Origin of the sequence: Nocardia tenerifensis NBRC 101015 (assembly GCF_000308715.1) — a bacterium.
GTDB classification, from domain to species: domain Bacteria; phylum Actinomycetota; class Actinomycetes; order Mycobacteriales; family Mycobacteriaceae; genus Nocardia; species Nocardia tenerifensis.
Map to the genome: position 1 here is coordinate 1 of NZ_BAGH01000233.1, position 24,824 is coordinate 24,824.

At 69.6% G+C, this 24,824-nt stretch carries 25 protein-coding genes and 1 pseudogene; 7 read left to right on the forward strand and 19 right to left on the reverse strand.

The window, feature by feature from the left end:
• A pseudogene (locus tag ON39_RS50680) lies at positions 1–137 on the reverse strand (urease accessory protein UreF); the annotation flags it as partial.
• Positions 138–475: 338 nt separating this feature from the next.
• Between ON39_RS50680 and ON39_RS18785 the strand changes: the two are divergent.
• Positions 476–658 carry a DUF2795 domain-containing protein gene (locus ON39_RS18785; protein WP_040736036.1) on the forward strand — a complete coding sequence of 61 codons (183 nt, stop codon included), beginning with the start codon at positions 476–478 and terminating at the stop codon, positions 656–658.
• 55 nt (positions 659–713) lie between these two features.
• On the opposite strand, the gene ON39_RS18790 is transcribed toward ON39_RS18785, so the two are convergent.
• Genes ON39_RS18790 through ON39_RS18800 form a run of 3 tightly spaced genes read right to left on the reverse strand, consistent with a single transcriptional unit; the run spans position 714 to position 3,634 of the window.
• Positions 714–1,601 (reverse strand): SDR family NAD(P)-dependent oxidoreductase, encoded by an 888-nt coding sequence (locus ON39_RS18790; protein WP_306307548.1) that lies wholly within the window; start codon positions 1,599–1,601, stop codon positions 714–716.
• A 44-nt stretch (positions 1,602–1,645) separates the two neighbouring features.
• Positions 1,646–2,083, reverse strand: a complete 438-nt coding sequence (locus tag ON39_RS18795) for a DUF4440 domain-containing protein (protein WP_040736039.1) — start codon at positions 2,081–2,083, stop codon at positions 1,646–1,648.
• A 51-nt stretch (positions 2,084–2,134) separates the two neighbouring features.
• Positions 2,135–3,634, reverse strand: a complete 1,500-nt coding sequence (locus ON39_RS18800; RefSeq protein ID WP_051186794.1) for an MFS transporter — start codon at positions 3,632–3,634, stop codon at positions 2,135–2,137.
• 92 nt (positions 3,635–3,726) lie between these two features.
• Here ON39_RS18800 and ON39_RS18805 point away from each other — a divergent pair, with 92 nt between their 5' ends.
• Together ON39_RS18805 and ON39_RS18810 are read left to right on the forward strand one after the other, a co-directional pair.
• A complete protein-coding gene (locus ON39_RS18805; RefSeq protein WP_040736042.1) occupies positions 3,727–4,407 on the forward strand; it encodes a TetR/AcrR family transcriptional regulator in 681 nt (226 codons plus the stop codon).
• Between the two features lie 54 nt (positions 4,408–4,461).
• Positions 4,462–5,457, forward strand: coding sequence for a zinc-binding dehydrogenase (locus ON39_RS18810; RefSeq protein WP_040736047.1), 996 nt, complete (start codon positions 4,462–4,464; stop codon positions 5,455–5,457).
• Positions 5,458–5,618: 161 nt separating this feature from the next.
• Here the strand turns inward: ON39_RS18810 and ON39_RS18815 are convergent, their stop codons facing one another.
• Both ON39_RS18815 and ON39_RS18820 read right to left on the reverse strand, forming a co-directional pair.
• Entirely contained in the window at positions 5,619–6,434 is an 816-nt protein-coding gene (locus tag ON39_RS18815) for an enoyl-CoA hydratase/isomerase family protein (RefSeq protein WP_040736052.1), read from the reverse strand.
• Entirely contained in the window at positions 6,431–7,447 is a 1,017-nt protein-coding gene (locus tag ON39_RS18820; RefSeq protein WP_040736057.1) for a TIGR03617 family F420-dependent LLM class oxidoreductase, read from the reverse strand. Before ON39_RS18820 ends, ON39_RS18815 begins: the two co-directional genes overlap by 4 nt.
• A 213-nt stretch (positions 7,448–7,660) precedes the next feature.
• Here ON39_RS18820 and ON39_RS18825 point away from each other — a divergent pair, with 213 nt between their 5' ends.
• Complete coding sequence (locus ON39_RS18825; RefSeq protein ID WP_040736063.1) at positions 7,661–8,230, forward strand: 3'-5' exonuclease; 570 nt, start codon at positions 7,661–7,663, stop codon at positions 8,228–8,230.
• Positions 8,231–8,361: 131 nt separating this feature from the next.
• Here the strand turns inward: ON39_RS18825 and ON39_RS18830 are convergent, their stop codons facing one another.
• The 6 genes from ON39_RS18830 to ON39_RS18855 all read right to left on the reverse strand — a co-directional run bounded on the left by ON39_RS18830 (position 8,362) and on the right by ON39_RS18855 (position 15,851).
• Entirely contained in the window at positions 8,362–9,033 is a 672-nt protein-coding gene (locus tag ON39_RS18830; RefSeq protein WP_040736070.1) for an O-methyltransferase, read from the reverse strand.
• Between the two features lie 222 nt (positions 9,034–9,255).
• Complete coding sequence (locus ON39_RS18835; RefSeq protein ID WP_040736077.1) at positions 9,256–10,857, reverse strand: tetratricopeptide repeat protein; 1,602 nt, start codon at positions 10,855–10,857, stop codon at positions 9,256–9,258.
• A gap of 65 nt (positions 10,858–10,922) precedes the next feature.
• Positions 10,923–12,737, reverse strand: coding sequence for a hypothetical protein (locus tag ON39_RS18840; protein WP_040736079.1), 1,815 nt, complete (start codon positions 12,735–12,737; stop codon positions 10,923–10,925).
• 16 nt (positions 12,738–12,753) lie between these two features.
• Entirely contained in the window at positions 12,754–14,049 is a 1,296-nt protein-coding gene (locus ON39_RS18845) for an ABC transporter substrate-binding protein (RefSeq protein ID WP_246003101.1), read from the reverse strand.
• 33 nt (positions 14,050–14,082) lie between these two features.
• A complete protein-coding gene (locus tag ON39_RS18850; protein WP_040736093.1) occupies positions 14,083–15,420 on the reverse strand; it encodes an SPFH domain-containing protein in 1,338 nt (445 codons plus the stop codon).
• Positions 15,420–15,851, reverse strand: coding sequence for an NfeD family protein (locus ON39_RS18855; protein WP_040736098.1), 432 nt, complete (start codon positions 15,849–15,851; stop codon positions 15,420–15,422). The genes ON39_RS18850 and ON39_RS18855 overlap by 1 nt, the downstream gene beginning before the upstream one ends.
• A gap of 127 nt (positions 15,852–15,978) precedes the next feature.
• Between ON39_RS18855 and ON39_RS18860 the strand changes: the two genes are divergently transcribed.
• The 3 genes from ON39_RS18860 to ON39_RS18870 all read left to right on the forward strand — a co-directional run bounded on the left by ON39_RS18860 (position 15,979) and on the right by ON39_RS18870 (position 18,468).
• Entirely contained in the window at positions 15,979–16,806 is an 828-nt protein-coding gene (locus ON39_RS18860) for a DUF3097 domain-containing protein (protein WP_040736105.1), read from the forward strand.
• Between the two features lie 91 nt (positions 16,807–16,897).
• Positions 16,898–17,710: an Rv1486c family protein gene (locus ON39_RS18865; RefSeq protein WP_040736106.1), complete on the forward strand. Its 813-nt coding sequence runs from the start codon at positions 16,898–16,900 to the stop codon at positions 17,708–17,710.
• Between the two features lie 8 nt (positions 17,711–17,718).
• Positions 17,719–18,468, forward strand: coding sequence for a S1 family peptidase (locus ON39_RS18870; protein ID WP_246003100.1), 750 nt, complete (start codon positions 17,719–17,721; stop codon positions 18,466–18,468).
• A gap of 401 nt (positions 18,469–18,869) precedes the next feature.
• On the opposite strand, the gene ON39_RS46000 is transcribed toward ON39_RS18870, so the two are convergent.
• From ON39_RS46000 to ON39_RS18905, 7 genes are all read right to left on the reverse strand, one after another.
• A complete protein-coding gene (locus tag ON39_RS46000) occupies positions 18,870–19,487 on the reverse strand; it encodes a hypothetical protein (protein ID WP_051186795.1) in 618 nt (205 codons plus the stop codon).
• Between the two features lie 70 nt (positions 19,488–19,557).
• Positions 19,558–20,622, reverse strand: coding sequence for a ferrochelatase (locus ON39_RS18880; protein WP_083894540.1), 1,065 nt, complete (start codon positions 20,620–20,622; stop codon positions 19,558–19,560).
• 11 nt (positions 20,623–20,633) lie between these two features.
• On the reverse strand, positions 20,634–21,470 hold the full coding sequence (gene inhA / locus ON39_RS18885; protein WP_040736108.1) for an NADH-dependent enoyl-ACP reductase InhA: 837 nt from the start codon (positions 21,468–21,470) through the stop codon (positions 20,634–20,636).
• Between the two features lie 78 nt (positions 21,471–21,548).
• Positions 21,549–22,265 carry a 3-oxoacyl-ACP reductase FabG1 gene (gene fabG1 / locus ON39_RS18890; protein WP_040736126.1) on the reverse strand — a complete coding sequence of 239 codons (717 nt, stop codon included), beginning with the start codon at positions 22,263–22,265 and terminating at the stop codon, positions 21,549–21,551.
• 78 nt (positions 22,266–22,343) lie between these two features.
• On the reverse strand, positions 22,344–23,348 hold the full coding sequence (locus ON39_RS18895; protein WP_040736109.1) for a VWA domain-containing protein: 1,005 nt from the start codon (positions 23,346–23,348) through the stop codon (positions 22,344–22,346).
• Positions 23,345–24,301 (reverse strand): DUF58 domain-containing protein, encoded by a 957-nt coding sequence (locus ON39_RS18900; RefSeq protein WP_083894541.1) that lies wholly within the window; start codon positions 24,299–24,301, stop codon positions 23,345–23,347. Before ON39_RS18900 ends, ON39_RS18895 begins: the two co-directional genes overlap by 4 nt.
• A 26-nt stretch (positions 24,302–24,327) precedes the next feature.
• Positions 24,328–24,824 (reverse strand): AAA family ATPase (locus ON39_RS18905; protein ID WP_040736134.1); only part of this gene is annotated, 497 nt, incomplete at its 5' end.

A 24,824-nucleotide genomic window follows, 5' to 3' on the forward strand; every position in this document is an offset into this window, starting at 1 on the left:
GGCGCAGGTACAGCTCGACCGTCGCGACATCGCGGACGAGGCCGGACGCGATCGCCTCCTCCACCCCACCGGAGTGCACATGCCCCCCCGATCGGCAACCGCGAATCCGCCAACGCGAGCAGCGTCGCCAGACTCATCGACCCGATCTCACCCACCGGGGCATCCTATGCCCGGCGTGTCACGGCGGTGTGTCCTGGTGTTCCGACCCATCGAAGCCTCGGTGCACCCGTGCCGCGCACCGCGCCCTCGGCGGGAACGGGACCGGCCCGGCACAACCGCGCCCTTCCGCAGAGTCCGCCTCCTTGCAGCAGTCCAGAGCAGTGCAGATCCCCGGAGATGGTGCAGATTCGGCTGGTAGAGCGAAATTCGTTGCCGGCGAACAGTGCACATGAGGTGGCCGGGCAGGTTTCGCGCCCGGAGCGTCGGGTAGTGCGTGACGGTCCGATGCCTGTTTGTCTGTCGAAAGGAGCGCACCATGGTCAATCCGATCGAACTGCAGAAGTACCTGCACGGCGTCGACTATCCCTGCGATCGCGACGGTCTGGTCCAGGCCGCACGGTCGAACGGCGCGGACAACGATGTCATCTCGCAGCTACAGCGGATTCCCGATCGCACCTATGACGGCCCGAGCGGCGTCAGTCAGGAAGTGTCGCGCTGAGACTTCGTCGGTGAGGGGGCCGGCAGCGGCTCCCTCACCGATGGCCGCACCCGATTCACCCCGGAATTCCGGGCAGCCGGGACAGACCGCGTTCGAAGAACCGCTGGACCTGGTTTCGCGTAAGACTGGTCCAGGCTTGAACGGGGGCGGACCACCAGGGGGCGATCTCGCGGGGCTTGGCCGTGACGGCGTGGCAGACGAGGTCGGCGGCCTCGTCGACGGTGAGGCCGGGGACGCGACTGAAGTCGGTGGGCGCACTCATTCTGGTCCGCACCAAGGGCATGTAGACGGAGGTGGTGGTGACGCCGTCGCCGGAAACCTCCGCGGCGACGCTGCGCAGCCAGACGTCGAACGCGGTTTTCGACGCGCCGTAGGCGGCCCACCGCGGGGCGGGCGGGGCAAGCACTCCCCAGGTGGAGATGTTGACGATGTGGCCCTGTCCGCGTTCGCGCATGTCCGGCAGCAGGGTGAGCAGCAGGCGCACCGGGCCGAGGTAGTTGACGTCGATGGTGCGGGTGAAGTCGTGGAAGCGATCGTAGGACTCGCTGATCGGACGCCGAATCGACTTGCCCGCGTTGCTGATCACCACATCGAGATGCCCGTGCTCGGCGAGCAACCGCCGCCCGAGCCGCTCGACCGCGTCCATGTCGGTGAGGTCGGCCGGGTAGACGTGCGCGGTGCCACCCTCGCCCTCGATCTCGGCCGCGACCCGGTTCAGGTCGTCGGCGGAGCGGGCGACGAGCAGCACGACCGCGCCCGCCGCCCCGAGCTTGCGCGCACTGGCCTTCCCGATCCCGTGTGACGCCCCGGTGATCAGCACGACTTTCCCCGCCACGGCCTCGCGCACCGATTTCTCGCGCGGCCGGGTGGTCGGATACAGCAGTCGCGCCGCCACTCGCTCGGCGATCGGCCGCCCGTTGCGCTGCGCGGGTGTTTCGTTCACGCCTCCGACTGTATTAGCAGCGCGCCAATTTCACCCGCGGTAACTCAGGCTTGCTCGCCGGCCTCGCGAATCAGTCGCGGCAGATCCTGACGGGCGAGGTAGGCGGCGATGCGCAGTTCGTCCTCGACGCGCCGGACCAGGAAGTCGCTGTAGAGGTCGAGGCGTCGGTCGTCGAGGGCCAACCGCCACAGGACCGAGGTGAGCCAGTAGTGGCCGCCGAGTTCGGTGGTCGCCTGTTCGACGAGTTCCGCCCTCGGCACCGAATCCATGTGGCGCGCACGGGCTTCGGCCGCGGCCACGAACTCCTCGCGGGACAGGCACCGGCTCGACGTCGGCGTCACCACCAGGACCTGGGGGTCGAAAAAGCTTGGCATGGCGGCGAAATCCGCTGCTTGGATGGCGTCGTCGTAGCGGCGGATGAAGCCCTGCACCGCGGCGGTGTCGTGCGAGTGCTCGGCGTCGGCCGAATCATGCGAAAACATGACATCTGATTATATCGCGAACACCGCCGCGTTTGTGGGAGGCGCGCCGTGCTAGTGCCCGCTGACGTTCGCGGAAACCTCTCGGGGCGAGGCGAATCGAGCGATCATCGCCATGGCGACGAGCAGCGTGGCGCCGACCGCGGTGGCGATATGCATTCCGGCGACGAAGGATTCGCGCGCCGACTCGATCAGCCCAGCGTCGCCGTTCGCCTCCTGGATGGTCTCCCCCAGCGTCGCGGCGTAGTCGCCGCCGGAGCGGAAGATCAGTGCCGCAAGCGATCCCAGCAACGCCAAGCCGAGCGAGTTGCCGAGCTCGAAGCTGGTCTCCGAGATGCCGACGGCCGAGCCGGCGCGCTCGGCGGGCACCGAGGACACCGCGACGTCCGACACCAGGGTGAACGCCAGGCCGTAACCGACGCCCGCGACGGTGGACCCGACCAGATACCACCACAGCCCGCCGTGCACGCCTACGCCGAGCAGCATGAGGTTGCCGACGGCCGAGGCCGTGAGCGCGAAGACGAAGGTGTTGCGCGTGCCGAACCGCCGGCCGACCCGCGCGCCGCTCATCGAGCAGATGAACACCGCGACCGCCATCGGCACGCCGAGCACGGCCGAGGCGAGCGGGTCGCGCCCGGTGACCGACTGCAGGTAGATACTGGTGAGGTAGCTCATCGCGGCCAGCGACATCATGCCGACGAGGCTGGAGCCGATGGCCACGGAGAACCCGGCGCGGGTGAACAACCGCAGATCCAGCAGCGGCTCGTCGAGTTTGCGCTGCCTGCGCACGAACACGATCAGGACCACGACGCCGATCAGCGAGGTGAGGATCGCCTCGGCGTCGATCCCGTCGGCCGCCGCGTGCTTGACCCCGTAGACCAGCGGCAGGATGCCGCCGATGGACAGCGCGACGCTCGGCAGGTCCAGCGGCCCGCGCAGGCCCGACCGGTGCTCGGGCAGCAGCAGCGGCCCGAAGGCGAGCAGGATCAGCAGCACCGGGATATTGATGAGAAACACCGAGCCCCACCAGAATTGGTGCAGCAGCACGCCGCCGATGATCGGTCCGACGGCCGAGCCGCCCGCGAAGAACGCGGTCCACACGCCGATGGCGGCGGCCCGCTCGCGCGGGTTGGGGAACAGCGTGGAGATCAGCGCGAGGCTGGACGGCAGCAGGGTCGCGCCGCCGACGCCCATCAGCGCCCGCGCGAGGATGAGCACCACGGCGCTCGGCGCGAAGGCGGCCAGCACGGAGGCGATGCCGAAGATCGTGGCGCCGGCGAGCAGGATGTTGCGCCGCCCGATCCGGTCGCCGAGGTTGCCCATGGTGATGAGCAGGCCGGCGAGCAGGAAGCCGTAGATGTCGAGGATCCACAGCTGCTGGGCGGCCGAGGGGTCGAGGTCGACGGTGAGGGTCGGCATGGCCAGAAACAGCACCGAGATGTCCATCGACACCAGCAGCACCGGCAGCAGCAGGACCGCGAGGCCGAACCAGGCCCGGCGTGAGCCGACAGCAGGCGCCGCCTCCGCGGGGCGCACTGCCTCAACGTCTGTCATCCTGAGTAATCCTCTCCCTCTCGCGTACGCCGTACGCACGAACTGGAGTACAGTGTACGCAAAGTCCGTAGGAAGTGAAAGTGAGTCATGGGATGTCTGAGCCCAAGCTCAACCGAGCCGCCATCATCGACACCGCGATAGCGCTCGCCGACGAAGAGGGTCTCGACGCGTTGTCCATGCGGCGGATCGCGGACCGGTTGGGCGTCGGCGCCATGTCGCTGTACCGGCACGTCGCGAACAAGGACGAACTGCTCGAGGCGATGACCGACGAGGTGGCGCGGCGCAATCCTTATCCGTCGGCGGAGGGTCAGCAGTGGACCTGGCGCGACCGGGTCCGCATCGCCGCAGAGATCGATTGGGCGCTCTATCAACAGCATCCGTGGGTGCTGCTCACCTTCGCCACCCCGCGCTACAGCTTCGGACCGCAGAGCCTGGCCTGCCTCGCCTGGATGGTCGAGGGCTTCGCCGAGCTCGATGTGTCGACGCGGGAGGCGACGACCATGGCGTTCGCCGTGTGGAACCACATCTCCGGCGCGACCCTGCCGCACATCAGCGCCGCGCTGATGGCCCGCAAGGGGATGAACCCCGAGGGCGACAACGGGCTGCGCACCATGCTGAAAGGAAAATCACAGCTGCCGGTGCCCTCGGCGCTGGCCGACCTGGAGGGCAGCGGGATCAACGACCTCTCCCAGGAGGATCTGCTGTACGCCGGGCTCGCCGCGCTGTGCGACGGCTTCGAGATCAGGGCGCGGCAGCGGGCCGACTTGACATAAACCTTAGTTGATGTTGCACGGTGGTCGGCGACCACAACGAACAGGAGCGACCCCGTGCACGCGATCCGTCTTCACGCCTTCGGCCCCGCGGAGAATCTGCGCTACGAGACCTTGCCCGATCCGGCCCCCGCAGCCGACCAAGTGCGAATCACCGTGGCGGCGGCCGGGGTTCACCTCGTCGACACCGCATTGCGCAAGGGGCTGCCGGGGCCTTACCTCGTGCCCGAATTGCCTACCGTGCCCGGCCGGGAGGTCGCCGGAACGGTCGACGCGGTGGGGGCCGAGGTCGATCCGAGCTGGCTCGGCAAGCGGGTCGTCGCGCACCTGGGCGCAGTGCCGGGCGGCTACGCGGAACTCGCCGTGACGGAAGCCGCTCGGCTGCACGAGATTCCGGCGAATCTCGATCCCGCCGAGGCGGTGGCGATGATCGGCACGGGCCGGACCACCATGGGCATCCTGCAGTTCACCGAGCTCGGCCCCGACAGCGTCGCCCTCGTGACGGCCGCGGCGGGCGGAATCGGCACGCTCCTGGTGCAATACGCGAAGAACGCCGGAGCGACCGTGATCGGCCTCGCCGGCGGGCCGGCCAAAGTCGAACTCGTGCAACGCAACGGTGCGGACCTCGCCGTCGACTACCTGCTCGCCGACTGGCCCGAAAAGGTCCGAGCTTTCCTCGCGGATCGGCGCGCGAGCGTCCTGTTCGACTCCGTCGGCGGCGAGACGGCGCGCTCCGCCCTCGACCTGCTCGGCAAGGGCGGGCAGCACCTGGTGTACGGCGCGTCCGGCCAGAGCCCGAAAGACGCTGGCGCCCCGGCTCTCCCGCAGGAAGAGCTGGCCGCGCGCGGCATCACCTCCGAGTTCGTCCTCGGCCCGCCGATGCTTCAGCGCGCGGGCGGCGAGCTGCGCACCCTGGAGGACCGCGCGATGGAGGAAGCGGCCGCCGGACGGCTACGCCCTGCTGTGCAACGGTTTCCGCTCGCGGACGCGGCGCTGGCGCACCGGGCGTTAGAAAGCCGAGGGACGACCGGCAAGGTTGTGTTGATTCCCTGACGGGGGAATCCTTGGGCCCTTCACGAATCGAGGAACGGTTGCGGCTCGGCACGCGCATGGTGCTCACCGGCGGCGCTCGACCTCGCCCCTTCTGTCCGGTCGGGTCGCCACGCGTGGTCGAACAGTATGCTGCTGCGGGACCGAATAGTCTGGGTGGCAACCTACTGCGTTGAGCCGCCGTGTTGCCACTGCTCGGATAATCGTGCCGACCACTGTGGTTCACGATGGGCGAGGTAGGCGCGGACGCCTTCTGCGGCGTCGGGTGTGCCCATCACTCGGTGGTGGAGTTCGGTCTCGAGTGCGGCCACCTGCTCGGGGCCGTAGCCGTGGCGGGCGGTGTCCCACAGGAGTTTCTTGCACAGGGCCGCCGACATGGGGGCGACGTAGGTGGCGATGTCGTGCGCCATCGTCATCGCCGCGGGGAGAACCTCGGCGGCGGGGAGGCTGCGGCTCGCCAAGCCGAGGCGGACGACCTCCGCGCCGTCGAGTTTGCGGCCGGTCAGCAGGACGTCGGCGGCGACGGCGGCGCCGGCCAGGTGCTGAATCGTCCAGTGCGCCATGGCGTCCGGGACCATGCCGAAGCGCACCTGCGGCACCGCGTAGGACGCGTCGTCGGCGACCAACCGGATGTCGGCCTGCATGGCGAGGGTGAAGCCGATGCCGATCGCGTGCCCGTTCATCGCGGCGATGACGGGCTTGCGCAGTTCGAACGTGGGCGGCGACACCGGGGACGCGCTGAAGTCCGCGTCGGCGGGGGCCGCGAAGGTGTCCGCCGCGCCGCCGAGGTCCGCGCCGGCACAGAACGCGGGTGGGGTGCCGGTGAGCACGATGGCGCGCACGGCGTCGTCGGCGTCGAAGGCGCGGTAGTACTCCCCCAGCGCCGCGCCCATGCGCTTGGTGAACGCGTTGCGGCGCTCGGGTCGATGCAGGGTCAGCACGGCGACTCCGTTCTCGACCCGCGCTTGGACCTCGCTCACGCCGTTCCTGCCCGCAAGGCCTGAATCAGCTCTGCCACATGGGTGTTGGACACCGGATAGCCGGGGAAGTAGCAGCACACTCGGTCGGTGTAATCGCCGAAACGCGCCAGGATCGCGGCCGCGCACTGTTCGGGAGTGCCGTGCACGGCCAGCGTTTCGAGCATCGTGTCATCGATGAGGGCGGTCATCGCGGCGTAATCTCCTCGCTTGCTGAGCGCGTTCAGCTCCGGCTGCAACGCGGACCAGCCCTCGACCTCGAGCACCGGCCGGTAGGCGGGCGTGGAGCCGTAGAACGCCAGCAGTGCCCGCACACCCGTTGCGGCGGCATCCAATTCAGCGTTTGTGCGTCCTACGCCGACGATGATCTGCGGGTAGATCCGGAGGTCGCCCGGTTCCCGCTCGGCGGCCGCAAGCCCGGCCGCGACCGCGGGCATGGTGCGGTCGCGAAAGTGCTTGGCGCTGTTGAACGGCATCACCAGCAAGCCGTCGGCGACCTCCGCCGCGGCGCGCGTCATGCGCGGGCCGAGCGCACCGAGGCACACCTCGGGCGGCCCGTATGGGTTGGGGCCGGGATCGAACGCCTTGGGCATCAGGGTATGCGTGGTGAACCGCCCCTGGAATCGCAACGGCGCGTGGCCCTCCCACGCGGCGAAGATCGCTTTGATCGCGAGCACCGTCTCGCGCATGCGCGCGGCCGGTTCGGACCACTGTGCGCCATAGCGTTTTTCGATGTGCGGGCGGATCTGTGAGCCGAGGCCGAGGCGGAAACGCCCGCGGCTCAACGTTTGCAGGTCGTAGGCGACGTGCGCCAGATGCAGCGGGCTGCGCGGCAGGGCGATGGCCACGTTGGACATCAGGTCCGCCCGCACCGCGGCGGCGGCCAGCGTGAGCGGCACGAACACGTCGTTGGCGCCCTCGAAGGTGAACAGTCCGTCGGCCCCGAGCGCGACCAGTTCCGCAGCCCTGGCCGCCGTGTCCTCGAGCTTCGCGTCCAGCCGCAGGTCGACCTTCATCGGCCGGGGTTTCCGCGAGCCTTGGGCCTGCTGTTCCCGTGACTTCGCACCGACCGCTCCTCACCGGCGCGCGCTCCGGACGGCGGCGCCCAATTACGTTACGAGATGTTATGTAATCAAAGGGCGGCTCGGACAGGTTCGCGGAAAGCCAGTCCCGGCCAGCGGGATTCAAATCAATTGAGCACCCCGGAGATGGTCCCTACGCTCGACGGCATGGGAGGACATACGGGGCTGCTCAACGTCGTCGACGTCGAGGCGACCTGCTGGGACGGCGCGACACCGCCTGGCGCGGTGAGCGAGATCATCGAAATCGGCGTGACCGTGGTCGATTTGGCCGCGGGCGAACGACGCGGCAAGCACCGCATCCTGGTCCGCCCCGCCCGCTCCACCGTCAGCGAATTCTGCACCCAGCTCACCGGCCTGACGCAGGACGAGGTCGACACGGGCCTCTCCTTCACCGAAGCCTGCCGACTGCTGGCCACGGAACACGAGGCCGGAATACGCCCATGGGCCAGCTGGGGCGACTACGACCGCAAACAGTTCCGATCCCAATGCACCGCGACCACCACCCCTTACCCCTTCAACCACCGCCACACCAACGCCAAACAACTCTTCGCCGAGGCGTACGACCTTCGCCGCCGTCAAGGAATGGCCGGCGCGCTACACATCGCCGGCCTCCCCCTCGAAGGCCGCCACCACCGCGGCGAAGACGACGCCTGGAACATCGCCGCCCTCGTCCTCGAGATCTCGAAACGAGGCGCATGGCGGGTGACGACAGACTGAACCTGTTGGTACGCAGAGTGATTGATCGCAGCGGCGCTGTGCTCGATCGCGAACTGCGCCACAGGCCCGGGTGCGGGCGACGCCGCGTGCTCGGTGGGAATTCACGCCGCGCCGTCCGCGATCTCGTGATTTCAGTCCGTCGGCTCGCCGTTCACCACCGCGTATGCGAAACCGTCCCAGCCCTTGGTGCCTACCGTCTGGACGACCGTGGCGTCGAGGGTCGGCTCGGCGGCCAGTAGTTCGACGGCGGCGCGGCTGGCGCGGATCATCTCGTCCTGGGAGGTGGCGTCGGCGAGGCCACCCTTGCGGACGATGTTGTCGACGATGATGGTCGAACCGGGGCGGGTCAGGCGCAGGGCCCACTGGATGTAGTTGGAGTTGTTGACCTTGTCGGCATCGATGAAGACGAGGTCGAAGGGGTCGTCGTCGGTGAGTTGCGGCAGGGTGTCCAGGGCGGGGCCGACGCGGATGTCGACGCGCTCGCCGACACCGGCGTTGTCGAGGTTCTTGCGCGCCACCTCGGCGTGCCGGGGCTCGAACTCGAGGGTGACCACCTTCCCCTTCTCACCGACCGCGCGCGCCAGCCAGATCGTGCTGTACCCGCCCAGCGTGCCGATCTCCAGCACCCGCCGCGCCCGCGCCGTCCGCGCGAGGAGATACAGAAACTTTCCCTGTGGCGGCGAGACATCGATCGCCGGCAGGTTCGCCGCCGCGTTCGCCCTCAGCGCCGCGTCCGTGTCCGCGTCCTGCACGAGCGTCTCCACGATGTAGCCATCCACATCGTCCCATTCGGTAGTCGTCATACCCCGCAGTCTGCCACCGCCACCCCACCCCCGCCCTCCGTCACACCGCCAACCCGGGGCTCGCCCCGTCACCGGTGTCGAAGGGTGTGGCGACGAGGGCGTCTGCTGCCAGCGATCATGTCGGTCGCAAGTAGTTCGCACCGCCGCGACGCATCCGCCCTCCGCCGCACGGCCGACTCCGGGGTGTGCTCCGGGTGCACACCAGAAGCAGGCGGCAGGCTGTCAGCGGATAGCTGGGTCGGGAAGCGGAAGAGGCCACTGGTCGATGTGGTCGAGCGGGACAAGACCCGTCGAACGAGCTTGGGCGACATAGTGTTGCGCGTGGCACTCGGCGTCCGGGCGGTGCAGGCGATGCAGGCGGTGGAGGCGGTGGGCTTCGGCGAGCCAGCCGGTGGCCTGACGCTGAACTTGCTCGGGGGTCGGCGTCGAATCGGCGGCGAGGAGGGTGGCGCCGTATTCGGGGGCGACGATCATGGCGGAGCCGAGATGTTGCAAGCAGCGGGCGGTGCCGGGGTCGTCGGCGAGTGCGCGGTAGCCGGTCAGGGCCTGCTGCCAGGAGCGCAAAGCGCGGTGAAACTCGCCGCGCGCCCACCACACGACGCCCATGGTCTCCCGGATGTGCGCGCGACCGTCGGGGTCGCGGCCGGTGCGGGTGAGCGATGCGGCCAGTTCTAGGCGGTCCTGGGCGGCATCGAGCCTGCCCTGCCGCAGGTGCACGACGGCCAGATTGATCAGCGCGCACACCTCACCAGCCACATCTTCCCGTGGCAGTGCCCACCACGCCGCCTCCAACCCGGCCGCCACCTCGGCCAGATCGACGCCACGCCGTCCGCGCCCGAGCGGTCTCCGCCGCTCCAGCAGGCGCAGCGCCGCGCGATGCTCCCAACGCGCCGCCAGGCTGGTGGACAGGTTCCGTGGCCGGTAGCGCCTCGGCCTCTCGCGCAGCAGATTCGCCCGCATGCGAACCAGATCTCTTTGCGCCACAAGGTTTTCCAGCCCGGATACCCGGCTCAGCTTCGCGGCCACCCGGCGATGGTGCTCCCGCTTGCCCATTCGGGCGTACCACCCGTCCAACGCGTCCCCGATGCGCACCAGTTCCGGCACCAGGTTCACCGGTACCGCCGCACCGAGCAACGCGCATTGCGAAACGAGCTCGCGCAGAACAGGTTCCTCGGCGTCGAACCACCGTCGCGCTCCGGCCGCGAACCGCACCGAATCCAGCGCGAACACCCACCGTGTGGCCCGATCCGCGTAGAACCGCACGAGCGCGGTCAATGCGGCCCGCCACTGCGGTCCCGCGAGCACTTCTTCCTTGGTGGGCTGCCCAGGCTCTTTGCTCAGGCAATAGCGTTGCACCCCAAGGCAAACGACGACTCCCCTCTCGACCAGCCGGGCGAGCACCGTCGGAGCCGTGAACTGCCGCTCTTCCGGCGCCTCCGACAGGCGAGCCTCCGTCTCGAGAATGGCGGCCAACACAGCAAGCAACGCGGCCGTCTCGAAATCATTCACGGGCAGGTCCCGCAACACCGCGACGAGCGGATCGTTCCACCGCTCGTCCGTGGTCCGATCCGGCCGCGGCACGGGCGCGACATCCACCCGAGGCCCGGGCTCGATCAAATCCGCGATCATCGCGAGTTCTCGTGCCGTACGCGCCTTCTCGCGATACCGCTGCAAGAACCGATACCCCACATACACGGCCGCCACCGCGACGACGAGCACCGACAGCCACCGCAGCGTCCCCGCCGCCACCTTCACGGCCGCACTCTCCCCGAACGAGTTCAGCACCAGATTCCGCGCCAACTCGAACAGCAGCGCATAGGCCACTACCGACGCGGTACCCAGAAACCCCTGCCACACAGAGGATCTCGGCGTGTTCGGCTCGTCACCGCTCATCGCAGCGCCCCACCGGTGAGACCGGGCACCAACCATCGCCGCCAGGTGGCAAGCAACAACGCGACGGGCAGGATCGCCGACATGAGCGCCCCCGCCGCCAATTGCGCCGAGTTCTCGCCGAATTGGCGCGCCTCGCCCCAGAGCAGCAGCGACCACGGCGTCGCGCCCGCGCCGCTGATCAGCAGCCCGATCACGAAATCGTTCCAGACCTGGATGAATTCGAGCACCGCGACCGCGCCGAGCGCTGGTCCCGCCGTGCTCAGCACGCGCCGGGCGATCGTCCCCGGACCGGCCAGCCCGTGCAGGGCGTCGGCGGCGGGGCTGCCCGGCGGGGCCAGCAGGGCGCCGCGCAGGACAAGGATGGCGATCGGCAGGCCGGCCGCCGCGTGCAGCACAATCAACGGGATTCGCGTTCCGGAGAGTCCGTAGGTTTCGATGAAGGTGTCCACCGGCCCGAGGTAGCTCTGCACCGGCAGCACGGACAGCACGACGAGAGCGACCACCGCGATGGCCGCGGCCGGACGGTCGGAGCGAAGTGCCGCAAGGCGATACGCGACCGGCACCGCGGCGGCCACCACGACGAGCGTCGCCAGCGCCGCCACCCACGCGGTCGTCTCCAGCGAGCGCAGCAGGGCCGGGTCGCGCCACATGCGCGTGAAAGCCCCGAAACCCCAGCCGTCTCGATCCCGCAGCGTGGCCACGATCAGCGCGACGATCGGCACCAGCGCCAACGCCGACACCGTCAGCACCGCCGCGGCCCGCAACGGTTTCGCGGGCTGCCACGCCACCTCGGGCGCCCGCGCCCTGGGCGACGACCAACTGGTCCGATGCCTGCGCACATCGTGCTGCAACAGCCAGCCGAGATAGCCGACCAGAACCGCGAGCGGCAGTCCGTAGGCCGTCGCGACCCCCGCTTCGATATCGGAGTCGGTGGCCAGCCGCCACCAGTGCACGGTCGCGCTGTCGACCTGGTACTGCATCGAACCGGGCACCCCGATCAGCACCACGTCGAAGACCCTGGCCGCGGCGACGCCCACGGCGAGCCCGACGATCAGCAGCACGGGCCGCAGCGCGACGTAGAGCCGCACCGGCAGCGGCCTTCCCCCGCGCGTCAGCTCGCCGGAGCGGGCCGGATCGGTCTCGATGGCGCGGATGGCGGCCCGGAACAGCCCGGTGACGAACCCGAGCCAGGTCCACAGGAACGCCGACCCCAGCATCGCCATGAACCAAACCCGGTACGCCGCAATGCTTTCGATGCCGAACCGATCCGCCAGATACTGGAAGATCAGCCGGAAGGCGACCCCGGACACCAGCGCCGAGATCCCGAACGGCACGATCAGCGGCCACCACGACCACCGCGAATCCCTTCCCCACCAAGCGATCCCGAGGGCCAGCGCCAAGAGAACCGTCCCGAACAGCACCCACAGCAAGGTGCGCACATACGCCCAGCTGCCGTCCCACCCGAGCGCGGACCTGAGCATCCACAACCCCGCGACGACGAGCCCGCTCGGAATCGGCAAGAACACCAACCGAAATCCCGTCCGATGCCGGACGAGCTGAGTAGCCCCGACCGCACCCACCGCGACCAGCAGGCACGAGCCCACCACCAGTGGCCGCGCGCGCACCGCCAGCACCACCGACCACACCATCGGCACCACCAGCAGCGAGACCGTCAGCACGGTGGCGGGCAGCCCGGCCGCCCAGCCGACCCACCGTCGCGGATGGCTGCCCGCGATCAGCGGCCCCCGCATCCGGCGGGTCGCGAGCTCGATCCGCAGGTTGTGGGGCTTGTACTCAGGCAGACCGGTCATCACCCACGCGTTCCCGTCATCGCCGCCCCTGATCCACCGCGCCGAGCGCCGCGATGGCGCGATCGGTCGCCGCCTCGAGTCGCTCCGTCTTCCCGTCCCCGACGGTGACCAGGAAGTCGGTCAGTATGCGCCACAACCCGTTTCGTCCGCCGACCGCGCCGATCCGATCCGACAGATCGAAGGCGGTGCGTCGCCCGAGCGAACGGGCCGACGGTTCGAGAAACGGCGAATACCGTGCGCTCGTCCGGAGATTCGGCGCGATGAAGCCGCCGTCCTCCTCGATCCACGGCAGCGGCGCCGACGGCGCGGCCAGCAACGCGACCAACTCCATGGCGCGGTCGTTCGCGGACTCGGTGACCACCATGACGTCCCCGCCGACGATCCGCGGCGCGTCCAGCCCGGCCGCCACGGCGGGAAACGCCGCCACCCCCACCACGTCCTCCACGCGCCGCCCCGACCGGCGCACCGCGGCGCGCACGATCGGCTCGGCGAAGTCCGCCTCCACGACCATCACCGCGCGCCGGTGCTCGAACACCTCGCGCACCGCGTCCGGGAACTGCTTCGTCAATGCGCCTGCGATACCGCCGGGAAACGCGTGCCGATGCCCCCACAGCGACCCGAGGTGATCGAACGCGGCCCGCACCGCGGGGCTCTCCCAGACCCGGTTGTCGCGGGCGACGGCCACCTCGTCGTAGATCCGCGGCGACTCGGCGAGCAGCGCGTTCTCGAACACGTCGGTGAGCACCCAGCCGTCCGCCGCGCCGAGCGCGAGCAGCCGCACCGGCGTCTCGGCGAGCACCTCCATGCGGTCGAGCCAGTCCGCGAGGGTCCAGCCCGCCGGGTCGCCGAGGCCGTACTCCGCGACGAGCTGACGGTTGTACCAGACCAGCGACTTGTCGGCCGCCTTGAACGGCACGCCGTACGGTTTCCCGTTGTGCTGCAACAACTGTCGCCAGACGTCCGGGTAGCGCGGGCCGAGCTCGTCGGACCACAACCCCTCGCCGACCGGCCGCAACTTGCGCTGCTCGGCCAGCGGCCGCACCCGGCCCGCCCGCGGCAGCATGACGATGTCGGGCGCGGACCGGCCACCGGCGGTGAACGCCGTCTCGATGTCGTCGCCGAGCGGGACGACGTCGACCGGGCGGTCGTAGCCGAGCCGGGCCAGCACCGTGCGGAACGCCGCCAACTCCGAACCGCTCCACGACACGCCGATACGAACCGCACCGGGATTGCCGAGCAACAGATCGGGTGCGCAGGCGGCCGCGAGCGGCGCGACCAGCGCCATCCCCAGTACTTCCCGCCTGGTTCGCATGACCCCCCCTGACCGACTACCGCGCGCAGTCGCCTACTTCGAGAAACTCTCCGGCGGCTGCCACGGCCGACCGTGCGGGTCGTCGGGCCGGTAGGCCGGCGGCTGCTGCTGCGGCGGCTGTTGCTGCGGCAGCTGCTGCTGTGGCGAATCCTCCGGCGGCGGGAACGCCTCCTCCCGCGCGGGCATCACCGGCTGATGCGGCGAGGGCTGATGCGGCACGGCCTGCTGCGGCGCACCGGGTGTCACCGCGCCGGGCGTCGCCGCGGTCATCAGGCCCTCGACGGGCTTGCGCGCCGTCTCCTCCGCCGCGCGCACCGCGCGCTCGATGGTCGGGTCGGACGCGGTGTCGAACCACTCCGCGACGTCGTCGGAGTCGTCCTCCACCCGGGTCGGCTCGCCGTCGGAGGCGGGCGGCTCGTAGCGGAAGATGCCGTCCTCGCCCTTGCTGCCGAAGCTCGTGGCGAAGCCCTCCAGGGCCTTGCCGAAGTCGCTCGGCACCAGCCACACCTTGTTCGCGTCGCCGCGCGCGACCATCGGCAGCGTCTGCATGTATTGGTAGGCAAGCAGTTCCGGCGTCGGCTTGCCGTTCTTGATCGCGGCGAAGACCTTCTCGATGGCCTTGGCCTGGCCCTGCGCCTGCAGGTAGGAGGCGGCCCGCTCACCCTGCGCGCGCAGGATGCGGCTCTGCCGTTCGCCCTCGGCCTCGAGGATCGCCGACTGCTTGGCGCCCTCGGCGGAGAGCACCTGCGCCTGCTTGGCGCCCTCGGCCATCTTGATCTGCGATTCGCGGGTGCCCTCCGCGGTGAGGATCATGGCCCGCTTCTCGCGGTCGGCCTTCATCTGCTTCTCCATCGACTCCTGGATGGAGGCAGGCGGATCGATGCTCTTCAGCTCGACGCGCGCCACCCGCAGACCCCAGCGCCCGGTGGCCTCGTCCAGCACGCCGCGCAGCTGGCCGTTGATCTGATCACGCGAGGTCAGCGTCTGCTCGAGGGTCATGCCGCCGACCACGTTGCGCAGCGTGGTGACGGTGAGCTGCTCGACGGCGGCGATGTAGTTGCTGATCTCGTACACGGCCGCCTGCGGGCTGGTGACCTGGAAATACACCACGGTGTCGATGTGCAGGGTGAGGTTGTCCTCGGTGATCACCGGCTGCGGCGGGAACGACACCACCCGCTCGCGCAGATCCACCTTGGCGCGGATGCGGTCGGCGAACGGGACGAGGAACGTCAGCTGCCCGGACACCGTGCGCGAATACCGGCCGAGCCGCTCGATCACCGCGGCCTCGGCCTGCGGCACCAGCGCGATCGATTTGAACACCACCACCACGATCAAGAGCACGAGCACGGCGGCAACGATCAGTACAGCCATTACGGCCCCTTCCAGACGACGGCGGTCGCGCCTTCGATCCTCATGACATACACCTTCGTACCCGGTTCGTACACCTCGGACTCGTCCATCGGCCGCGCGGTCCAGACCTCGCCGTCCAGCTTCACCCGGCCGGCGTGCGCGGCGACCTGCTCCAGCACCAGCGCCGACTTGCCTTCCAGCGCAGCGACATTCGTCGGGATCGGCGGCGGCGTGCCGAAGCGCCGCCGCAGCAGCGGCCGCACGCCGAGGAACAGCACGAGCGTCAACACGCCGAAGACGACGGCGTCCACCACCAGCGTCGTGTCCGCCACCGCGCTCACGCCCGCGGTGCCCAGGGCCGCGACACCGAGCATGAGCAGCGTCAGATCCCCGGTGAGCATCTCGGCCGCCGCGAGCAGAAGGCCCGCGACCAGCCAAACTATTGCGGCCACGCATCCACTCTAGTGCGCAGGGGGTGATCAGGGGCCGCACTGACACGGCTTCAGATCTCGGGTGAATCACGAATGCGCGCCGAGCCGCTGTCTCGAAATCTCCAGCGGCGGTGCTAGCTTCAGGCGGGTGAGCGGGCACAACAGCTATGGCGGCGACATCTTCTCCGGACACGCGCGCGCGAAAAAGCGCGCGGTACCGCGGGTCACGGCCGAGCGCGACCTCGTGGTCGAGGACGCGGCCAGCGGATTCTGCGGCGCCGTCGTGGGTTTCGACCGCAGCTACGACGGCGAGTTCGTGAAACTCGAGGACGCGCGCGGCGCCGTGCGGCTGTTCGCGATGCGCGAGGCCGCCTTCCTCATCGACGGCGAGCCGGTGACGCTGATCCGTCCGACGGCCGCCGCGCCGAAGCAGCCGACGCGCTCGGCGTCCGGTTCGACCCGGGTGGAGGGTTTGCGCGCCCGCGTCGCCAAGGCCAGCCGGATCTGGGTGGAGGGCGTGCACGACGCCGCGCTCGTCGAGCGGGTGTGGGGACACGATCTGCGCGTCGAGGGCGTCGTGGTCGAGCATCTCGAGGGGCTGGACAACCTCGCCGAGCGGCTCACCGAGTTCGCGCCCGGGCCCGGCCGCCGGGTCGGGGTGCTCGTCGACCATCTGGTCAGCGGGTCCAAGGAGACTCAGCTCACCACCGGCCTCGGCCCGAACGTGCTGGTGACCGGGCATCCGTTCATCGACGTCTGGCAGGCGGTGCGCCCGGCGACCGTCGGGATCGCCGCGTGGCCGGACGTGCCGCGCGGCGAGGACTGGAAGACCGGCGTCTGCGCTCGACTGGGCTGGGGCACGCCGCAGGACGGGTGGCGCCGCGTCTACGGCGCGGTCGAGTCGTTCCGCGATCTGGAGGCGCCGCTCATCGGGGCGGTCGAGCGCCTCATCGACTTCGTCACCGAGCCGGAGTAGCAGGTCCGGCGGGGCGGCTCGGACCACCGCGCGCCGAATGCCCTTTCCGGGAGAGCCCGCGAAATTCCGTCACCCTTTATGCTCGATAATTATGTGCTCTCCTAGTGCCACGCTGACGGTGTGGGCCGGCTCATGGCTGGCCGGCTGTAGCGCGCCCGACGACGTATTGGAGGCCCTGCACGCGTGGGCGCCCCAGCACACCATCGCGGCGGGCGACCCCGTCACCGGTGGCCGCACCGACCTGCCGTGGTCCTCCCGCGGCAACCTGCCCGGCACCGGAATGATGGCGCTGCTCAAGGTGATTCGCGAGAACATGGCCCAGCCCGGCGCCCAGCTGCGGCTGGTGCTTCCGGTGCCGGGCGACGTGCGCGGCCTGCCCACCGGCACCGCCTTCGCCGCCGACGCGATCGAGGCCCAGGAGGGGCTGCTGATCGGCGTGCCCGGCGCGGAGGGCACCGGCCTGATCCCGCAGTGGACCGACGACGACACACTCCAGTGGTCGATCTACAGCACCCCGATACCGCAGGCGCCCGGCCAGGACATGTCGCTCGGCGAGGCCGAGTACGCGATGCGCGAGGCGGTCCGCGACGCCGCCGACGCACTCATGCAGCTGCACACCACCTCGATCGGCTCGGCCGACTCCGACCCGCGCGAACTCATCGAGGCCGAGCTCGCCGACTACTCCCGGCACGACTACCCCGACTCGATTCCCTTGCGCGCCAGGAAGATTCTCGACACCGCCGACCACGTCGCCGCCATTCTCACCGTGGCCCAACGAGAACCGGCCGCCTCACCGACCTCCGCCAGCGCAATCGGCACCCAGGAGTCCCTGCTCCGCCCCCTCTGGGACGCGATCCGCGCCGCCCGCCTGGTAGCCATCCACGCCGCGGCGCGCACGCCATGAGTCCGGCCGTGCGCTCCTTGCGTCGAAGTGCCGGCGTCCTCGCCGCCGCGCTCATCGCGGTCGGCCTGCCCGCCGGGCCCGCGTCGGCGATCGTGGGTGGGTCGGAGGTGGAGGCGGGTGCGTATCCGTGGCTTGCCGCCGTCGGTAGTCCGCTGTACTTCACCAGGCCTTCCGGGCAGTTCTGCGGGGGCGCGCTCATCGCACCCGATCAGGTGCTCACGGCGGCGCACTGCGTCGACCTGGCGCGGTTCGCCCCGCGCGCGCTCACCGTCACCTTCGGCCGCAGCGATCTTCGCTCGTCCAGCGGAATCACGGTGGGCGTCAAGGGCATTCGCGTTCACCCCGATTTTCACGACACCGACTTCGAGGGCGAGACCGTCCACCACAGCGACCTCGCCGTGCTCACCCTCGACGCACCCCAACCCGGCCCGTTCCTGAAAGTCGCTGCCCCCCAATCCGATACCGGCACCATCCTCGGCTGGGGCGCCACCTCGGAGACCGACGAATCCAACACCCACCTCCGCACCGCCACCGTCCCGCTCGTGCCGGACTCGACCTGCGCCGCCGCCTACGGCGACGCCTTCGACCCGAGGGTCATGCTGTGCGCGGGATCCACCGCCGCCGACACCGCCCAATACGACAGCGGCGGACCACTACTCGTAGACGGCCAACTAGTCGGCCTGACCTCATGGGGCAAAGGCGCCGCCCGAGAAGGCTTCCCAGGCGTCTACACCCGCCTGTCCGCCCTAACGCCCTAACCAACACTCTGCCCCGCACCCTCCCCCGAATCCACACCCTCCAGTCCACGAGCCCAACCCGCGCACCCTCTCTCGGGATCCGCACCCTGTCTAGGCCCCCAAAGCCAGTGCGCATCCCAAAAGCCAGTGCGGCTTCCACCCGACGGTGCGCGTCGATAGCGCGCTAGGGATAGCGCCATCCGCCACCATGCTCAGCGCACCCCACCAGCCCAAACCTCGCACCCTTTCTCGGGATGCGCACTCCGTCTAGGCCCCTATAGCCGGTGCGGATCCCGAGAGGGAGTGCGGGTTCCACTCGATGGTGCGTACGGCCGACCTCGCACTTGTTGCGGGGATCCGCACCCCCACTGGATCCGCGCAGGGGGCGGATCCAGGGAGGGAGTGCGGATTCGCTCGCGGGGTCAGTGCTGCGGCGGGTACTGCTGCTGCACTGGATAGGGCTGTTGGGGTGTGTAGGGCTGTTGTGGGTAGGGCTGGCCGGGGTACTGCTGGTGGGCCTGGTACTGCTGTTGCGGCGAATGCTGTTGCGGCTGTGCGTGATACTGCTGCTGGGCCGGGTACTGTTGCTGCCCTTGGTATTGCTGGCCGGCGAATTGTTGCTGACCTTGGTATTGCTGCTCACCGAACTGCTGCTGGCCCGGATACTGCTGCCCGCCGAACTGTTGTTGCTCACCGAACTGTTGCTGGCCTGGATACTGCTGGCCGGCGAACTGTTGCTGCTCGCCGTACTGTTGGCCCGGGTACTGCTGCTGCCCCGGATACTGCTGCTGCGGATACTGCTGGCCGGTGTTCTGCTGATTCCCGTTCTTCTTCCGGGAGATCACGACGAGCACCACGATGCCGACGAGCACCAATCCCAGACACACGAACCCGACCACCCAGGAGCCGCCGCTGTTCCCCCCATGGCTACCGCGGCGCCGGGCTTCGCTGGTCTCCAGCGCGGCCGTCCACACGGTCCTGTCGGACCAGATCTGCGGATCGAGCAGCCCGGTGTCGGTCAACATTTCGGTATAGGTCATCCAATTTCATCTTTCGCCCCGCTTCGGGTTTTCCCGAAGGCGAAGCGATGCTATCGCAATGCCTTTCGCGTCACCGCACGGCCGCGACCCGGCGCTGCGGCGGCGCGCAGCAACCCACCGCGCACGGCGTGCCGTTCAGGGTGCAGCCGTAGCCGGGGACCTCGCCGAGCCGCCGTGCGGCGGTGTCGTTCAGCTGCTCGCCGATCAACTCCACGACCAGTTCGGCGAACCGCGGGTCGGTGCCGGGGGTGGCGGCGCGCGCGAAGGCCATGCCGAGTTCGGCGGCCTTCTCCTCGGCCTCGTTGTCCAGGTCCCAGATCACCTCGAGGTGGTCGGACACGAATCCGACGGGACAGACGATCACCGCCTCGACCTGCTTACCGGCCAAGGTGTCGAGGTGGTCGACGATGTCCGGGTCGAGCCAGGGCACCTGCGGCGGCCCCGAGCGCGACTGCCAGACGACGTCGTAGTCGGTGAAACCTGTTGCGGCGGCGACCAATCGAGCAGCCTCGGCGACCTGACGGCTGTACAGGTGACCGCCGTCGGCGGGCGGCCCCGCAGCGGTGTCGGCGCTGACCGGGATGGAGTGCGCGGTGAAGACCAGCCGCGCACCCTCGCGCTTGTCGGCCGGAAGTTCTTGCCGCGCGGCCCGAATGGCGTCGGCGAAGGCCTCGATCAGCAGCGGGTGGTCGAAGTACTGGCGCAGCTTGACCAGGTCCGGCGCCCCGTCGCCGAAAGCCGTTCGCGCCCTGCTGATGTCCTCGTGGTACTGCAGGCAGCCGGAGTAGCCGCCCCACGCCGAGGTGGGAAACACCAGCGCGGAGCGGACACCGTCGGCGGCCATCCGCGCGACGGTGTCCTCCACCATCGGAGTCCAGTTCCGGTTGCCGAAGTACACCGGGAGATCTATTCCGGCCCTTGCCAATTCGGCCTCGACCGCGGCGATGATGTCCCGGTTGAGCGCGTTGATCGGCGAGACGCCGCCGAAGTGCAGGTAGTGCTGCGCGACCTCCTCGAGACGCGCGCGCGGCACCCCCCTGCCTCGAGTGACGTTCTCCAGGAACGGCATCACGTCCTCGGGGCGTTCCGGGCCGCCGAAGGACAGCAGCAGAAGCGCGTCGACAGCCCGAACCACGGTGTGCCTCCTCAGTTGATCGACATGCCCTCGGGGAACCACGTGTTGTGGCTCGCTCCGCCGTCGACGTAGACGATCGAGGCGGTGGTGCCGGGCAGCCAGTCCGACAGCAGCGCGACGATCGACTTCGCGACCACCGTCGGGTCATCGACGTCCCAGCCGATCGGCGACGCGCCGTCCCAATACTCGTTGAGCTGGTTGAGCTTGGCGGCGTCGTCGGTCGCGGTGCCCGCGATGGCCTTGGCGGCCAGCGTCTTGATCGGGCCCGCGGCGATCAGGTTCGAGCGAATCTTCTTGGCGGCGCCCACCTCTCGCGCCACATACCGGTTGACCGACTCGAGCGCGGCCTTCGCGACGCCCATCCAGTTGTAGTACGGCATGGCCGTGCGCGGGTCGAAGTCCATGCCGACGATCGAGCCGCGCTCGTTCATCACCGGCAGCACCGCGCGGGCCAGCGACGCGTAACTCCACGCGGAGATCTCGAACGCCTTGGCCGCGTCCGGGCCCGGCCCGTCGAGGAACGGACGCGCCTCCGGACCCATCAGGGTGCGCGGCGCGAACGCGATGGAGTGCAGCACGCCGTCGACGCCCTCGGGCGCCAGCTCGCGCAGCTTGTCCGCGAGCTCGGCGAGGTTGTCCTCATTGGTGACGTCGAGCCCGATGGCCGGGGGAACCTCCTGCGGCAGCCGCTTGGCGATCCGGTCGATCAGCCGCAGCCGCTCCGGAATACCGGTGATGATCACCTTCGCGCCCTGCTCCTGCGCGACGGCGGCCGCGTGGAAGGCGATCGACGAGTCGGTGATGATGCCGGTGACCAGAATGGTCTTACCCTCGAGCAGTCCGCCCATAAGTTTTCGGTTCTCCTGGAGTCGTGTGTGGATTGTCTTGCGGCGACCGCTTTTTCGGCGGCCACGGGGTGCGTCAGGTCAGTGGCCCATGCCCATGCCGCCGTCGACCGGAATCACAGCGCCGGAAACGTAGCGCGAATCCTCGGAGGCCAGGAAGCTGACCACCGCGGCGACATCTTCGGGCTGGCCGAGACGCTGGAGCGGGATGAACTTCTTGGCCATATCGCGCAGATCGTCCGGCAGGTCAGCGGTCATGTCGGTCTCGATGAAGCCCGGTGCCACCACGTTCGCGGTGATCGAGCGCGAGCCGAGTTCGCGGGTGACCGAGCGCGCCAAGCCGATCACACCGGCCTTGGAGGCGGCGTAGTTGATCTGTCCGGCTTGCCCCGCGAGCCCGACCACCGACCCGAGGAAGATCATCCGCCCCCACCGCGCCCGCAGCATCGCCCGGTTGGCCCGCTTGGCGCAGCGGAACGCGCCGGTCAGGTTCGCGTCGATGACCTTGGTGAACTGCTCCTCGGTCATCCGCATCAACAGCGTGTCGTCGGTGATGCCCGCGTTCGCGACGAGCACCTCCACCGGACCCTGCTTCTCCTCGATCTCGGTGAACGCGGCGTCGACCGAGGCACCGTCGGTCACATCGCATTTCACGCCGAGCAACCCGTCCGGCACCCCCGAGCCCCGATGCGTGACGGCCACCTTGTGACCGTCGGCGACCAGCCGCTGCGCGACGGCGAGACCGATGCCGCGATTGCCGCCGGTGACGAGGACAGACCGGGATGTGATGTTCGACATGACGATCAACCTATCTGGTGAGGTTCGGACGCCCCGCCCTGGCTCCACCAGTTGGTGGAATGCCACAAGCGGGTGGCGTTACGGCAGGCGTTGACGATAAAGCAAACCGGTCACGACACCGGCGGCGACCAGCAGCATGCCGAGCAACAGCCACGGTCTGCTCGCATCGCCCCTGGTCATCTCGTAGCCGATCTGCTGCTCCAAAGTGTCGTAGACGGCGGTCAATTCGGCCAGGCTCGACGCGGTGTAGAAGTCGCCGCCGGAGAGCTTGGCGATCTCGCGCAGCGAGTCGTTGTCGACGGGGACCTTCACCCGCTGCGAGCCCTGTCCGTCCTGGTCGGGGATCTCCACCGAGCCCCACTCGGTGCCGAACGAGATCGTCGACACCGGAATGTTCTTGTTCTTGGCCAGTCTCGCGGCGGTGAAGCCGTGGCGCGGATTGTCCACGTCCTTGTCGTCGGGCACGGTCTGCTTGCCGTCGGACATCAGCACGATGCGCGCGGGCGGCGGCGTCTCCGCGCCGCCGAGCACACTGGCGAGGGTGTCGATGGAGTTGAGCGCGGTGAAGATGCCCTCACCGGTCGCGGTGCGCTCGGCCAGCTTGATGTTGTCGATGGCGGCCTTGACGGCCTCGCGGTTGGTGGTGGGCGAGACCATCACCGAGGCCGTGCCCGCGAAGGTGACGAAGCCGAGGTTGATGCCGGGGGTGAGCCCGTCGACGAACTCCTTGCCCGCCTTCTGCGCCACCTGCAGCCGGCTCGGCGGCACGTCGGTGGCCTCCATGGACAGCGAAACGTCCATCACCAGAACGACTGTCGCGCGATTGCGCGGCACCTTCTTCACCGCGGTGGGCCCGGCGGCCGCGACGGTGAGGAACACCAGGCCGACGAGCATGAGCGCGACCGGCACGTGCCGCAGCGGACTCGGCCGCGCGGGCGCGACCTTCTCCAGCAGCTCCATATTGCTGAACCGCAGCATGTGCTTGTGCCTGCTGCGCTGGACCAGGATGTAGCCGAGGGCGATCAGCGCGACGACGGCCAGGAAACCGAGCCAGATCTGCGCGGTGAAATGCGAAATACTCACTGGCGTGGCACCCGCCCGGTCGGGGCGCCGAAGCTGTGGCGCCGGGTGGACACGAACCGGACCACGTCGGCGATCCAGTCCCGGTCGGTGCGCAGGGTGAGCACGGGCGCGCCGCAACTGCGCAGGGCCTGCTCGACCTGGTCGCGGTGGCGCTGGGCGGCGGCCGCGAAATCCGCGCGCAGCGTGGGCGTCACGGTGAACTCGCGGGTGCGCCCGGTCTCGGGATCGTGCAGCACGACGTCGCCGATGTCGGGCAGCGACAGGTCGCGCGGGTCGAGCACCTCGACCGCGAGCAGGTCGTGCCGGGCCGAGATGGCGCGCAGCGAGCGCTGCCAATCGATGTCGCCGAGGAAGTCGCTGATGATCACCGCGAGACCGCGTTTGCGCTGCGGGCGGCGCAGCGACTCGATGCCGCCGCGCAGATCGCCGCGCACCCCGTCGCGGGCGTGCGGGGTGGTCGCGATGCTGCGCAGCAGCGACTGGGCGTGCACCCGCCCGCTGCGCGCGGGCACCCGGACCAGCTGCTCGCCGGTCGCGACGACGGCGCCGATCCGGTTGCCGCCGCCGCTGGTGAGGTGCGTGATGGCGGCCGCGGCGGCGATGGCGAGATCGCGCTTCTGACACAGCGCAGTGCCGAAGTCCAGGCTGGCCGAGAGGTCGACGACCATCCAGGTCTCCAGCTCCCGGTCGGCGATGGTCTGCCGCACGTGCGGATGGGTGGTGCGGGCGGTGACCGACCAATCCATCTGCCGCACATCGTCACCCGGCTGATAGGTGCGCGCCTCGCCCGGCTCCGAACCCGGGCCGGGAATGAGGCCGAGGTGGTCGCCGTGCAGCACGCCGTCGAGCCTGCGGCGCACCGTGAGCTCGAGCGTCTTGAGCGCCGCGGACAGCCGAGGGTCGGTGAGCTCGCCCGCGTGGAACGACGGCGGGGCGTGCGGAGACGTCGTCACGCGGGAGATCGGTTCCGGCGCCGCGGTCACTTGTTCTGAACGTTGCCGGCGGGCTGGGACTGCTGCCCGTTCGGCGGCTGCGGCGCGGCCTGCGGAACAGGCTGCTGCTGGGGCTGCGGTGCCGCGCCCTGCGGGCCGCTCGGCTGCGAGACCTGTTGCGGCGCACCGGAACCCGGCGCGACGGCCTGCGGCGCGACCTGCGGCATGCCGACGGTCTGCAACACCCGCTTGATCACGTCCTCCGGGCTGATCTCGTCGGCCAGCGCGTCGTAGGACAGCACGAGACGATGCCGCAGCACGTCCGGGATCACCTCGACGACGTCCTGGGGCACCACGTAGTCGCGCCCGCGGATCAGCGCGACGGCGCGGGCCGCGGCGATGATGCCGAGGCTGGCGCGCGGCGAGGCGCCATAGGCGATCCAGCCCGCCACGTCCTGCATGCCGAAGTCGGCCGGCTTGCGGGTCGCCGCGATCACCCGGACCACGTAGTCGACGAGCGCGTGGTGCACAAAGGTATTGGCCG